Raw genomic sequence first — 13,917 nt, forward strand, 5'->3', positions numbered from 1 at the left:
GTAAAAGGTAATAACATGACCGGTATGAGTAACGTAACGAAACTGGCGGGCGAGCCCTCTGGGCAGGAATTCCTGGTTTTCACTTTAGGTGATGAAGAGTACGGTATCGACATCCTGAAAGTGCAGGAAATTCGCGGGTACGATCAGGTAACGCGCATCGCGAACACGCCAGCGTTTATCAAGGGTGTGACCAACCTGCGCGGTGTGATTGTGCCTATCGTGGATCTGCGCGTGAAGTTCAGCCAGGGCGATGTGGAGTACAACGATAACACGGTGGTGATTGTTCTGAATCTGGGGCAGCGTGTGGTGGGGATTGTGGTGGACGGCGTGTCAGATGTGCTGTCGCTGACCGCCGATCAAATCCGTCCTGCGCCGGAGTTTGCGGTCACGCTGTCGACGGAATACCTGACGGGGCTGGGTGCGCTCGGCGAGCGTATGCTGATTCTGGTGAATATTGAGAAGCTGCTGAACAGCGAAGAGATGGCGCTGCTCGATATTGCGGCGAATCACGTGGCATAAAATAATGCCGGGTGGCGGCTTCGCCTTACCCGGCCTACAAATGGCTCCAACACGTAGGCCGGGTACGCGTCAGCGCCACCCGGCTCTTATGTATCTTTACGCCTCCTGCTCCACCAGCTCAGCCTCAACTTCCCGCGCCCCTTCATTCTGCGACAGCATCGCCGTCGCAATCCCGTTCCCCAGCACGTTAATGGCCGATCTCCCCATATCCAGGAAATGATCAATCCCCATCAGCAGCAGGATCCCGGCCACCGGAATATTAAAGCTCGGAATGGTTGCCGCCAGCACCACCAGCGACGAGCGCGGTACGCCCGCAATGCCCTTCGAGGCCAGCATCAGCGTTAACATCAGCACCGTCACCTCGGTAAAACTCAGGTGAATGTTGTACGCCTGGGCAATAAACATTGAGGCGAACGAGCAGTACACCATGGAGCCGACCAGGTTAAACGAGTAGCCGATCGGCAGGACGAAAGAGGCGATATTCCGTGAACAACCAAAGCGCGCTAACTGCTCCAGCGTTTTAGGGTATGCCGCTTCAGAGCTGCTGGTGGTAAACGCCACCAGCACCGGATCTTTCAGCATCGCCACCAGACGGAAAATCTCTTTCTTCAGTACCATGTAACCCACGGCCAGCAATACCAGACAGGTCAGGAGGATCGCCACATAATAACCGCCAATAAACGAGGCATAGTTCAGCAAAATGCCCAGCCCCTGGGTGGCAATGACGGACGAAATCGCCGCGAAAATGGCCAGCGGCGCAACGTACATCACGTAGCCCGTCACCTTCAGCATAATGTGGGATACCACATCCAGCGCCGCGACCAGCGGGGCGTTGAATTTTTGGCCCAGTGACGCGCCGCCAATGCCGAAGAACATCGAGAAGACCACAATTTGCAGGATCTCATTGTTGGCCATCGCGCCGGCAATGCTGGTTGGAATGGTGTGTGACAGAAAGGCTTTCAGCGACATCCCGCTCACGGCCAGGCCGGTATCAACCGTCTCTGTCGGAATGCTCAGGTTCAGACCGCTGCCGGGTTGTTCAAGGGTAACAATAAACAGCCCCACCAGAATGGAAAGTACGGATGAGCTGATAAACCACACCATCGCTTTACCCCCGACGCGCCCAATCGTAGACGTTTCACCCAGCCTCATAATGCCCACCGTCAGGGTGCTGAACACCAGCGGGGCTATCACCATCTTGATCAGCCGCAGGAAAATATCGGTCAGCAGGGTGATGTTCTCCGACCAGGCCTGTATCGCGTCGGACGAAGCATACTCATGGATCGCCGCACCGGAAAGAATGCCCGCCAGCATGAAAATCACGATGAAGAGCGTGAGTTTGTTTGCACTTGCCACAAAAAGATCCTCTATGCGCTAAAAGAGTTTCCTGCGTCAATGCATACAAAATTTTTATTTAAGCGCAGGAAAATATTCGGGGCATAAATTGAAGTAAAGCTGCGTGAGTTACAACTTGTTTTTAATTTTTATGAAATTCGTTGTTTTTATCATGACGATATATTGTGACTCAGATCACACTGCAGGCGATATATCCTCAAGTTAAGCAAGAACAATGCCCATTTTTTTTTGCTAACCCTTTGTAATGTTTGTTAATAACCTGTTAATTCGAGCGGGGTTGCCCTCTTTTTGATGAAAGTGGTTGAAGTGCTAACCATAAACTAAATTCTCAGTAACCGCGCCGGGGAATGTTTAAGCGGGGCTAACATACTGAACAGTATGAATAAAATATGGCAAGCGAACCTATATTTCTTCTGGAGGGTGGTAAATGAAAAGAAAACTTCTTTTTATCTGCGCGGGCACGCTGCTGACGGCGGCAACGGTCGGTCAGGCTCTCGCGGTCACCAGTAGCGGCACTATCGGCGCGACGTTGACGCTGACCAACGGCTGCTTGATCAACGGCTCGCCAACGCAAAACGGCATTAACTTCGGGACGCTCGATTTCGGCACTCATCCTGCAACATTCTCCACCCTGACAACCCAGTTAACCGGTGCCAGCGGAGGAAACACCTTTACCATTCAATGTACCACTGCCAGTTACACGGTGGCGATCACCGGCAACACCAACGCTACCGCACCCGGAACCGTTGTCGGCACCCCAGGTACGCCGGGCCGCTATCTGGTCAACACCGCCAATGCGGCGCAGGGCGTTGCCTACAGCCTGTTCAGCGATAGCGGTTACAACAACGTGGTTGCGAACAATGCCGCGTTGCCGGTCGCCTCTACTGCGGGTGGGGTGGATAGCTACACCCTCTACGCACGCATTACGGGCGGCGGCAATAGCGTAACGGTCGTACCGGGAACCTATACCGACACGATTAACGTCAGCGTCACCTACTGATTCAGCCATGAAGGCATTGTTATGTCTGCGCGACAGCGCAGAGGGCGTCGTGCACCCTTTTTTAACCCTGTTGGTCGGGCTGATGTTGATCCCAGACACCGGGGCGGTGACGTCTCAGTCATTCAGGGTGAGCGCGACGGTTGTGCCTGGATGCTCGGTGAGCACCGGCACCGGCGGGCGTTTCGGTACGCTGAATTTCGGGACCCGCAGCGGCGTGGAGAGCGCACCGGTCAGCACCAGCTTTGTTGCCGACGGCGCGTTGTCCATCGCCTGCACACCGGGTGTGGCGCTAAGTATGAGCATTAATGGCGGTCAGAATTATAGCTCTGTGCGGCGGATGACGCGTTCAGGCGGGACAGAGGTGGTCGGTTACCGGCTCTACAGCAGCAGCTCTTTGGCCGCAAACAGTGAAATTGGGGTTAACCAGGCAATACCGATTACCTATACCAACAGCAATAACATCGCGCTGCCTCTTTTTGGCGTCGCGCTTTTGACCGGGTTTAGCCCGTCAGGAACGTATTCAGATCAACTCACCGTGACCTTGTCATGGTAGGAAAGGGAGAGCATTGATGAAGCCATTTTTCAGGCGGTCAGGCCTGTTGAGTCTGTTGGGGATAACGGCCCTTACAGCGGTTAAGGCGCAAGCAGCCGCAACCATTCTTCTTTGGCCTATCGATCCGTGGCTTTCGGCAGACGCCAGAGCAACTGAATTGTGGATCCAGAATCAGGGCAACAGCGCCACGACAATGCAGATACGCATTGTGCGCTGGAAACAGGAGGGCGGATATGAGCGTTACACCGCCCAGCAGGATGTGGTCGCCAGCCCGCCGATCGTGACTATCGCTAAGGGCAGTAAACAGCTTATTCGCCTGATTAAGCAGGGGACGATCCCGTCCGGCGTCGAGCAAGCCTACCGCATCATTGTGGATGAGATTCCCCAGCCGGATGCCAAAGCGGAACCGTCTATGGGCCTCAAACTGCAAATGCGCTATTCCATTCCCTTATTTGTTTATGGACAGGGGATCCCCACCCTCAACGAGGGAGAGCATCACGCGCTGGCGAACACTCATCAGCTCAACTGGCGGGTCATTCAGGAGGAGGGGAAACCCGCGCTTGAGGTCCGCAATCAGGGGAACGTTCACGTCAGGCTCAGCCAGGTTGCGGTTGAGCAGGGCGGGCAAAAACGCACGGTTGCCGAGGGGCTGCTGGGTTATGTGCTGCCAGGCAGCACCCGAAGCTGGCCGCTTCCGGCAGGGATTTATCAGCCGAATCGGATGAGCGCGCAAATTAATGCCAGGGATACGCAATGGCAATCGACGCCCGTCAACTGAAACCGGCGACGACAGTTTACCGCCGCCGCCGGACGCGCGGACGATGAACGGCGAAGCTGTATTCCAGCTCGCCCTGGTGCTGAACCACTATGACACGGGTCTGGTGGTGCCGGTGACGCAGCGCGAGGGCGCCTGGTTTATTTCAGGAGCGGATTTGCTTCGCGCCGGACTGCCGCAGGAGCATGTGCCTGCCGGAGAGGTGAACCTTTCAACGCTCTCATCGGTACGCGTAGAGTATGACAGCAGCGCCCAGCGGCTCATGCTGACGGTCCCCCGGGACTGGGTTGCGGCGCGGATCACGTCGTTTAGCGGTCAGAGCGCGCAAAGCAAGCCGCATTATGGCCGGGGCGCGCTGCTCAACTACGACGTTTATACCAACCATACCGAGCACACGGGCGGCCAGGCGTCGGTGTGGCATGAGTTCCGCTATTTCAACGAAGACTATTCGTTTTCTTCGACTGGGTACGCCCGACAGAATTTCGCCGGAAGCAGCGGGCAGCAGGAAGGATACGTGCGCTATGACTCAACCCTGCTGATCACCAACGAGGAGGATGCCACCACCTGGACCGTCGGGGACGTCATCAGCGATGCGCTGAGCTGGAGCACCAGCGTGCGGATGGGCGGGATCAGCTACGGGCGCGACTTCTCCCTGCGTCCGGATCTGGTGACCTGGCCGCTGCCGGCGTTTTCCGGTGAGGCGGCCGTCCCGACCTCGGTCGATCTCTTTATTAATGGCTACCGTTCCGGCTCCACCCGCCTTCAGCCGGGGCCGTTTACCCTCACTAACCTGCCGTACATCAACGGCGCAGGGGATGCGGTACTGGTCACCACCGACGCGCTGGGACGTCAGGTGAGCACCACGCTGCCGTTTTATGTCAGCAGCGATCTGCTGAAGCAGGGGTTAAGCGACGGCGCCGTGACGCTGGGCAGCCTGCGGCGCAACTACGGTATAGAGAATTTTGACTATGGCCCGGCGGCGGGCAGCGGATCGTATCGCTACGGGGTGACCGACTGGCTGACGCTGGAGGGGCATGCGGAAGGGGCGGAGTCGCTGGCGCTCGGCGGCGCGGGCACGGTGCTGAAGCTCGGGCGTTTTGGCGTGGTGAATACGTCTTATACCCAAAGCCGGATGCGCGGCGACGAAGGGGGCCAGATGAACTGGGGCTATCAGTACAGCACCAGCGAGTTTAGCGTAGCGACCCAGCATACCCGACGCGACCGCGGCTTCGGCAACCTCGCCCTGTACGATCAGCCCACCGTTTATGATGAATATGATAACCCCGTTGCCAGCCTGAGCCGCAATACCGACCAGTACTCCTTAACCTTTAACCTCGGTGATTACGGCAATATCGGTGCGGCGTGGATCGGCGTGGAGAGTTTTGACAGCCGGAAAACCGAGCTGCTCAACCTCTCCTGGAGCCGAAATCTGTGGCGCTCAAGCAGTATTTACCTGGCGGCCAGCCGTGACCAGCAGCGGGACGACTGGACGGTTGCGCTGTCGTTGCAGGTCCCTCTGGGCGAACGTGACAGCGCCGCCGTTACCTTTGAAAACACGCCTGACGCAGGCAGCACTCAACGCATTAACTACAACCACTCGATGCCGTCTGACGGCGGCTTTAGCTGGAACATGGCCTGGGCCAACCAGTCGCGGTCGAGTAACTATCAACAGGCCACGCTCGGCTGGCGGAATAACAATGTTGAGCTTCAGGGCGGCGGCTACGGTGAGAAGGGGATGATGACCTGGTGGGGCGAGGCGATGGGCTCTGTCGTCCTGATGGACGGTGAGCTGTTTGCGGCGAACAAAATCAACGATGCGTTTGTGGTGATAAGCACCGACGGACATCCGGACGTACCCGTCAGCTACGAGAACCAGCCGGTTGGTAAAACCAATAATAAAGGTTATCTGCTGGTCAGCGGCGTTTCCGCCTATTACCCGGCAAGCTACCGCATTGATACCCTGAACTTACCTGCGGATACCCGGCTGAAAGAGACCGAGCGTCGGGTGGCGATTCGTCGGCATAACGGTTATCTGGTGGATTTCCCGATGGAGCAGGAGCGGGTTGCCAGCGTGATCCTGCATGACACGCAGGGCAATGCGATCCCGGTGGGAAGCCAGGTCAAACGCGCGTCCCGCAGTAGCGCGGTTGTTGGCTACGACGGCCTCGCCTGGCTGGAAAACCTCAACGATGTGAATCCTCTGGAGGTCATCACCCCGGACGGTACACGCTGTATCGCAACGTTGAACGTGGGCGCAAATCCCGAGCATAAGCTGCAAACCTACGGTCCGCTGACCTGCCGGGAGGCACCGTGAAACGCCTGTTGATAGCCATACTGTTGCTGTTCTCGGGCAGCGGCTGGGCGGCCTGCACCGTCAGTACGGTGAACGCCTCGTTTGGCAGCGTCACCTCATTCGCCCTGAGCAGTACGGGGGAGGTGCAAACCACCGGCACGCTGGTGGTGTCCTGCGATACGGTCCTCAACCTGCTAACCAACGACTCGGTGACGCTGACCTACACCTCGGCGTCGATAGCCGCCAACAGCCGCGCCACCATGAAACGTACCGATAATGCGGCCATCGCGGACGTTATCCCCACGCGCCTGTGCGGTGCCACTGGCTGCGGCGGAAACAGTGAAGTACAAATCAGCAAAACCTATACCTGGAATGGCAACACCCTGCTCGGGCTGCTGGGGTCAAGGCGCTACAACATTCCGCTTTATTTCCGTACTGTGCCGGGGCAGAACGTCACGGCCGGGCCGTACCAGGTGTTGTTAACGTTCAGCATCAACTACAACGTGTGCGCCGTTGGCGCGGGCGGGCTATGCCTGACCCCGCAAACCGGCACGGCAACTACCTCCATTCTCCTCAACATGACCGTCACCAACGATTGCAGCACGATGACCACGCCGGACGTGAATTTTAACAGCGCGCCGCTGGTGCAAAATTTTCCCACCGTTTCGCAGTCGATCGCCGTCACCTGCACCAAGGGCAGCACCTACACCATAGGCATTAATAATGGAGCAAACGCCCTGAACAACGTTCGTCGTATGGTTAGCGGCAGCAATTTTATGAGTTACGACATCTATAAAGAGGCGACCAGCAACCGCTGGGGCGGCAGTGGCAGCGAGCGCTGGGCCAGCGCCAGCTCATCCCAGGTCAGTACCGACGGGCTTTTACGCACCTATAACTACAGCGCTAAGGTCCTGACCAGCCAGGCCACGCCGCCTGCCGGAACCTACACCGACACGCTGATCGTTGACGTCGCGTTCTGACACCCCGCGCTTTTCCCTTTCGCAAATGTAAAGTTCCCGTGGCCCCTGCCGATAACACCGTTAATCAATCGATGAGAAGGTGTTGTATGTTGAACCGTATCCGCGTTGTCACAATGCTTATGATGGTGCTGGTCATTTTCGCACTTCTTCAGCTTATTTCTGGCGGCCTCTTTTTCTCCTCGTTAAAACAGAACCAGGACAGCTTCGCGGCCTCGAACGATTTGCGGATGCAGCAAAGCGAACTGACCACAACCTGGGATCTGATGTTGCAGACGCGTATCAATCTGAGCCGCTCGTCTGCCCGCATGATGATGGATCCGAACAACCAGCAGAGCAGCGCAAAAACGGAACTGCTGAAGAATGCGCGCGCCACGCTGGCAGACGCGGCGAAACATTACGAGGCCTTCAAAAAAATCGCCCCTCAGCCCGCAATGGCGCAGGCGAGCGCGAACATAGATGAAAAATATCTGGCCTACTTCGCCGGCCTCACGGAGCTGGTGCAGTTCCTGGAGAAGGGCAATATGGACGCCTATTTCGCGCAGCCGACCCAGGGCATGCAGAACGCCCTCGGCGCGGCGCTCGGCGAGTACGCCAAAGCCAGCGGCGAGCTTTATCACTCCGCCTTTACGCAAAGCCAGAACGACTACCGTTTCGCGAAATGGCAGATGGCGGTGCTCGCCCTCGCGCTTGTCATCGTGCTGGTGGCCGTGTGGTACGGCATTCGTCATGTCCTTCTTAATCCGCTTGGCCGCGTCATTGCCCATATCCGCGATATTGGCCGGGGCGATCTCACGAAAACGCTGACCGTTTCTGGTCGCAACGAGATCACCGAGCTGGCGACCAGCGTCGACCATATGCAGCGTTCGCTGATTGATACCGTCGCCAACGTGCGCGAGGGGGCGGATGCCATCTATACCGGCACGAGTGAAATCGCGATGGGCAACAACGATCTCTCGTCCCGTACCGAACAGCAGGCGTCCGCTCTGGAAGAGACGGCGGCCAGCATGGAGCAGCTCACCGCGACCGTGAAGCAGAATGCCGACAACGCCCGTCAGGCGTCGCAGCTTGCAGAAAGCGCGTCCGACACCGCCCAGCGCGGCGGTCGGGTGGTCGACGGCGTGGTGAAAACCATGCATGACATTGCCGACAGCTCGAAGAAAATCGCCGATATCATCAGCGTTATCGACGGCATTGCCTTCCAGACCAACATTCTCGCGCTGAACGCGGCCGTTGAAGCGGCGCGTGCGGGCGAGCAGGGACGTGGGTTTGCCGTGGTCGCTGGCGAAGTACGTAACCTCGCCAGCCGCAGCGCCAATGCGGCGAAAGAGATCAAAGCCCTGATTGAAGACTCTGTTTCACGCGTGGATACCGGCTCGGTGCTGGTGGAAAGTGCGGGTGAAACCATGAATGACATCGTGAATGCCGTGACGCGCGTGACGGACATCATGGGTGAAATCGCCTCTGCATCGGATGAGCAGAGTCGTGGTATTGACCAGGTCGCTCTGGCGGTATCGGAAATGGATCGTGTGACGCAGCAAAACGCCGCCCTGGTGCAGGAGTCCGCTGCCGCGGCCGCTGCGCTTGAGGATCAGGCGAGCCGCCTGAAAATGGCCGTCTCGGCGTTCCGTCTTACTTCAAAAACAACAAATACGGTCAGCTCGCGGTCAGCGTACAGCGAAGCAACCCCGGCGCCCGTGACAACACCTACGCGCGCAGCGGTGACCGGACAAGATGAAAACTGGGAAACATTTTGACTGACAATTAAACCGCGGCTGCTTGCCGCTTGATGGGAGCGTGGATGTTAAATCGTATTCGTATCTCGACCACACTGTTTTTGATTCTGATCCTGTGTGGGGTTTTGCAGGTTGGCAGTAACGGGTTGTCTTTCTGGGCGTTTCGCGATGGCTATCAGAATTTGCAGGAAGTTGAGACGAGTAATCAGCAGCGCTCCGCACTGGCACAAACGCGTGCCGTGCTGTTGCAGGCAAGCACTGCGCTGAACAAAGCAGGGACGTTAACCGCGCTGAGCTATCCGCCGGAGGATATTAAGGCGCTGATGGTCGTGGCCCGCAGCAGCCTGAAGCAGGCCGACGCGCAGTTTAAGACGTTTACGGCGCAGGAGGCGGTGAGTGAGAAAGAGAAAACGCTGAAAGTCGCCATGAAAAAGACCTTTGATGTGTGGTACGGCGATCTCGACCATCAGGCGACGTGGCTGGAAAACAACCAGCTTTCTGACTTCCTGACAGCGCCGGTGCAGGCGTCTCAGGCGGCATTTGACGACAGCTTTAACGCATGGCAGCAGGATATTAACCAGTTTGTGGCGCGTGCCGGTGCGGACAGCCGTACCAGCTACCGCATGTCAGGGGTGATTTTCCTGACCATGGTGATCCTGGCCGCCCTGCTGACCGGCGGCTCGCTGTGGTGGTCGCGCAAAATGATCGTCCAGCCGCTGGCGATCGTCAGCAGCCACTTCGACAGTATGGCGAAGGGCGACCTGGCGCGTCCGGTGGCCGTGTATGGCAGGAATGAAATATCAGCGATTTTCGCCAGCCTGAAGGCGATGCAGAGTTCGCTGCGGGAAACGGTAAGCAACGTTCGTCAGGGCAGTTACGCCATGCATACCGGGATCTCCGAGATTGCGGCAGGCAATAACGACCTCTCATCCCGCACCGAACAGCAGGCGGCATCGCTGGCGCAGACGGCGGCCAGCATGGAGCAACTGACCGCGACGGTAAGCCAGAACGCCGATAACGCGCGTCAGGCGTCCGACTTGTCAAAACAGGCGGCGATGACGGCGAAACGTGGGGGCGACCAGGCTTCTCACGTCGCCAGCACGATGCAGCAGATTGCCGCCAGCTCGCAGAAAATTGGCGACATTATCAGCGTCATCGACGGTATCGCGTTCCAGACCAATATTCTGGCGCTGAACGCGGCCGTTGAAGCGGCGCGTGCCGGAGAGCAGGGGCGCGGGTTCGCGGTGGTTGCCGGTGAAGTCCGAAACCTCGCCAGTCGCAGCGCCAACGCGGCGAAAGAGATCAAAGGGCTGATAGAAGAGTCGGTCTCCCGCGTTCAGCGGGGCTCCGCGCTGGTGGATACCGCCGCGCAGACCATGCACGAGATTGTCACCTCCGTGACGCGGGTTAACGACATTATGGGCGAGATTGCCTCGGCGTCTGATGAACAACGCCGTGGTATTGAGCAGGTGGCGCAGGCCGTTACACAGATGGATCAGGTTACGCAGCAGAACGCCTCACTGGTGGAAGAGGCGGCGGCGGCTACCGATCAGCTGGCAAACCAGGCGGATCACCTTACCGGGTTGGTCGCCGTATTTAATGTGAAAGAGCACGTTGAAGCAGTAACAGAAGTCGGACGGTCACAGGCCGTGCCCGTTGTATCCTGAATGTGATTGAGAAGGCGCTATGACATCACCCATGCCCTCAGGGCAAACGTCATTATTGTTGCAGATGACACAGCGCCTCGCGCTGTCCGACGCGCATTTTCGTCGGATATGTCAGTTAATCTACCAGCGTGCGGGGATCGTGCTTGCGGACCATAAGCGAGACATGGTCTACAACCGGCTGGTGCGGCGCTTGCGCACGCTGGGGCTGGATGATTTTGGCCGCTATCTGAGCATGCTCGAAGCGAACCAGAACAGCGCCGAATGGCAGGCATTTATCAACTCATTAACCACCAACCTGACCGCGTTTTTCCGCGAGGCGCATCACTTCCCGGTGCTGGCGGAACACGCCCGTCGCCGTAGCGGAGAGTATCGCGTCTGGAGCGCGGCAGCCTCTACCGGGGAAGAGCCGTACTCGCTGGCCATCACCCTTGCAGACACCCTGGGAATGGCGCCGGGCCGCTGGAAAGTGTACGCCAGCGACATCGACACCGAAGTGCTGGAAAAAGCCCGTAACGGCGTTTATCGCCAGGATGAACTAAAAACGCTGTCTCCTCAGCAGCTACAGCGTTACTTCATGCGCGGTACCGGCCCGCATGAAGGACTGGTGCGCGTACGCCAGGAGCTGGCGAACTGCGTGGAATTTGCTCCCGTAAATTTACTGGATAAGCAGTACAACGTGCCGGGGCCATTCGACGCCATTTTTTGCCGTAACGTGATGATCTATTTTGATAAAACGACGCAACAGGACATTCTGCGTCGCTTTGTTCCGTTGCTCAAGCCTGACGGTTTACTGTTTGCCGGGCACTCGGAAAACTTCAGCAACCTCGTGCGTGAGTTTAGCCTGCGTGGGCAAACGGTTTATGCGCTGAGTAAGGAAAAAGCATGAGTAAAATCAGGGTATTGTCTGTCGATGATTCGGCGCTGATGCGTCAGATCATGACCGAAATCATCAATAGCCACAGCGATATGGAGATGGTGGCAACAGCGCCCGATCCGCTGGTCGCGCGGGATTTAATCAAAAAATATAACCCCGACGTGCTGACGCTGGATGTCGAAATGCCACGCATGGATGGCATCGATTTCCTGGAAAAATTAATGCGCCTGCGCCCGATGCCGGTGGTGATGGTGTCATCTCTGACCGGTAAAGGTTCAGAAATCACCCTGCGCGCGCTGGAGCTGGGGGCGGTGGATTTTGTCACCAAGCCGCAGCTCGGCATTCGCGAGGGGATGCTGGCGTACAGCGAGATGATCGCCGAGAAAATCCGTACCGCGTCGCGTGCAAAACTGGCGGCCCACAAGCCGATGGCCGCGCCGGCAACCCTGAAGGCCGGACCGTTACTCAGCTCGGAAAAACTGCTGGTCATTGGGGCCTCAACCGGAGGAACAGAGGCAATTCGCCATGTACTCCAGCCATTGCCGCTCTCAAGCCCGGGTATCCTGATTACGCAACATATGCCGCCGGGCTTTACCCGCTCATTCGCGGAGCGCCTGAATAAGCTGTGCCAGATCAGCGTGAAAGAGGCGGAAGACGGCGAGCGCGTGCTGCCAGGTCACGCGTATATCGCCCCGGGTGACAAACATATGGAGCTGGCGCGCAGCGGGGCGAACTATCAAATCAAAATTCATGACGGGCCGCCGGTTAACCGGCACCGTCCGTCGGTGGATGTGCTGTTTCATTCGGTGGCGAAACATGCGGGGCGCAACGCCGTGGGGGTGATCCTGACGGGGATGGGCAACGACGGCGCCGCCGGAATGCTCGCGATGCACCAGGCTGGCGCCTGGACGATTGCGCAGAATGAAGCAAGTTGTGTGGTGTTCGGCATGCCGCGCGAGGCCATCAATATGGGTGGCGTAAGCGAAGTGGTCGATCTTAGCCAGGTAAGCCAGCAGATGCTGGCGAAAATCAGTGCCGGACAGGCAATACGTATTTGACTCAGGAGTATTATTTTATGGCGGATAAAGAGCTTAAGTTTTTGGTTGTGGATGACTTTTCCACCATGCGTCGCATTGTGCGCAACCTGCTAAAAGAGCTAGGCTTCAACAACGTTGAAGAAGCAGAAGACGGGGTGGATGCGCTGAACAAACTCCAGGCTGGCGGGTTTGGTTTTGTGATTTCCGACTGGAACATGCCGAACATGGACGGTCTCGAACTGCTGAAAACCATCCGCGCGGATGCAGGCATGGCCTCTCTGCCGGTGCTGATGGTGACCGCAGAAGCGAAGAAAGAGAACATTATTGCCGCTGCACAGGCGGGCGCAAGCGGCTACGTGGTGAAGCCATTCACCGCGGCGACTCTGGAAGAGAAGCTCGGGAAGATCTTCGAGAAACTCGGCATGTGAGGTGATGGAAATGTTGCAACCTGCTATGAAACCCGTTGAAGAACATTCGCCGAGCGACATTATTGCCCGTATTGGTAGCCTGACCCGCATGCTGCGCGACAGCCTCCGTGAGCTGGGGCTGGACCAGGCTATCGCCGAAGCGGCGGAAGCCATCCCCGACGCGCGCGACCGTCTGGACTACGTGGTGCAGATGACCGCGCAGGCGGCCGAGCGAGCGCTGAACAGCGTTGAGGCGTCACAGCCGCACCAGGATGCGATGGAGAAGGGGGCGAAAGCGCTGACCCAACGCTGGGATGAGTGGTTTGAGAACCCCATTGAGCTGGCGGATGCCCGCGAACTGGTAACGGACACCCGTCAGTTCCTGGGCGATGTGCCAGGACACACCAGCTTCACCAATGCGCAACTGCTGGACATCATGATGGCGCAGGATTTCCAGGACCTCACCGGCCAGGTGATCAAGCGCATGATGGATGTGATTCAGGAGATTGAACGTCAGCTGTTGATGGTGCTGCTGGAAAATATTCCGGAACCGGCTGCCCGTCCGAAACGCGAGAACGAAAGCCTGCTCAATGGTCCACAGCTTGACACCAGTAAAGCGGGCGTGGTGGCAAGCCAGGATCAGGTGGACGATCTGCTGGACAGTCTTGGTTTCTGATTGCCCTTCTGCCTCAGGCTGTGAACGCGGCCTGTGGTTGTTCAGAA

The 13,917-nt window shown here is 57.7% G+C and carries 13 protein-coding genes; 12 read left to right on the forward strand and 1 reads right to left on the reverse strand.

Translation table 11 applies throughout. The features are described from left to right. Positions 1 to 15 precede the first annotated feature (15 nt). Complete coding sequence (gene cheW, locus C3451_RS10540; RefSeq protein WP_003859699.1) at positions 16 to 519, forward strand: chemotaxis protein CheW; 504 nt, start codon at positions 16 to 18, stop codon at positions 517 to 519. A 96-nt stretch (positions 520 to 615) separates the two neighbouring features. On the opposite strand, the gene C3451_RS10545 is transcribed toward cheW, so the two are convergent. Then, on the reverse strand, positions 616 to 1,875 hold the full coding sequence (locus C3451_RS10545) for a dicarboxylate/amino acid:cation symporter (RefSeq protein ID WP_023300461.1): 1,260 nt from the start codon (positions 1,873 to 1,875) through the stop codon (positions 616 to 618). 427 nt (positions 1,876 to 2,302) lie between these two features. Between C3451_RS10545 and C3451_RS10550 the strand changes: the two genes are divergently transcribed. The 11 genes from C3451_RS10550 (at position 2,303) to cheZ (ending at position 13,870) form a co-directional block, all read left to right on the forward strand. Beyond that, positions 2,303 to 2,875: a spore coat protein U domain-containing protein gene (locus C3451_RS10550; protein ID WP_022648508.1), complete on the forward strand. Its 573-nt coding sequence runs from the start codon at positions 2,303 to 2,305 to the stop codon at positions 2,873 to 2,875. A gap of 7 nt (positions 2,876 to 2,882) precedes the next feature. Further along, positions 2,883 to 3,428 (forward strand): spore coat U domain-containing protein, encoded by a 546-nt coding sequence (locus tag C3451_RS10555; protein ID WP_045623502.1) that lies wholly within the window; start codon positions 2,883 to 2,885, stop codon positions 3,426 to 3,428. 16 nt (positions 3,429 to 3,444) lie between these two features. Next, the gene (locus C3451_RS10560; RefSeq protein ID WP_023306493.1) at positions 3,445 to 4,206 is read left to right on the forward strand and encodes a molecular chaperone; all 762 of its coding nucleotides are present in this window, start codon (positions 3,445 to 3,447) and stop codon (positions 4,204 to 4,206) included. After that, positions 4,166 to 6,517 (forward strand): fimbria/pilus outer membrane usher protein, encoded by a 2,352-nt coding sequence (locus C3451_RS10565; protein WP_240034213.1) that lies wholly within the window; start codon positions 4,166 to 4,168, stop codon positions 6,515 to 6,517. The genes C3451_RS10560 and C3451_RS10565 overlap by 41 nt, the downstream gene beginning before the upstream one ends. After that, positions 6,514 to 7,476, forward strand: a complete 963-nt coding sequence (locus C3451_RS10570; protein WP_023300457.1) for a spore coat U domain-containing protein — start codon at positions 6,514 to 6,516, stop codon at positions 7,474 to 7,476. The genes C3451_RS10565 and C3451_RS10570 overlap by 4 nt, the downstream gene beginning before the upstream one ends. 86 nt (positions 7,477 to 7,562) lie before the next feature. Further along, positions 7,563 to 9,230, forward strand: a complete 1,668-nt coding sequence (tar, locus tag C3451_RS10575; protein ID WP_045623505.1) for a methyl-accepting chemotaxis protein II — start codon at positions 7,563 to 7,565, stop codon at positions 9,228 to 9,230. A gap of 44 nt (positions 9,231 to 9,274) precedes the next feature. Further along, complete coding sequence (gene tap / locus C3451_RS10580) at positions 9,275 to 10,876, forward strand: methyl-accepting chemotaxis protein IV (RefSeq protein ID WP_063139324.1); 1,602 nt, start codon at positions 9,275 to 9,277, stop codon at positions 10,874 to 10,876. Between the two features lie 19 nt (positions 10,877 to 10,895). After that, entirely contained in the window at positions 10,896 to 11,762 is an 867-nt protein-coding gene (gene cheR, locus C3451_RS10585) for a protein-glutamate O-methyltransferase CheR (RefSeq protein WP_017384409.1), read from the forward strand. Further along, complete coding sequence (locus C3451_RS10590; RefSeq protein WP_014884341.1) at positions 11,759 to 12,808, forward strand: chemotaxis response regulator protein-glutamate methylesterase; 1,050 nt, start codon at positions 11,759 to 11,761, stop codon at positions 12,806 to 12,808. The genes cheR and C3451_RS10590 overlap by 4 nt, the downstream gene beginning before the upstream one ends. A 17-nt stretch (positions 12,809 to 12,825) precedes the next feature. Next, positions 12,826 to 13,215, forward strand: a complete 390-nt coding sequence (cheY, locus tag C3451_RS10595) for a chemotaxis response regulator CheY (RefSeq protein WP_000763862.1) — start codon at positions 12,826 to 12,828, stop codon at positions 13,213 to 13,215. A 10-nt stretch (positions 13,216 to 13,225) separates the two neighbouring features. Further along, positions 13,226 to 13,870, forward strand: a complete 645-nt coding sequence (gene cheZ / locus C3451_RS10600; protein ID WP_022648501.1) for a protein phosphatase CheZ — start codon at positions 13,226 to 13,228, stop codon at positions 13,868 to 13,870. The last annotated feature ends 47 nt before the right edge of the window (positions 13,871 to 13,917 follow it).

Source organism: Enterobacter sp. 301B, from assembly GCF_003850715.1.
Classification (GTDB): Bacteria; Pseudomonadota; Gammaproteobacteria; order Enterobacterales; family Enterobacteriaceae; genus Enterobacter; species Enterobacter intestinihominis.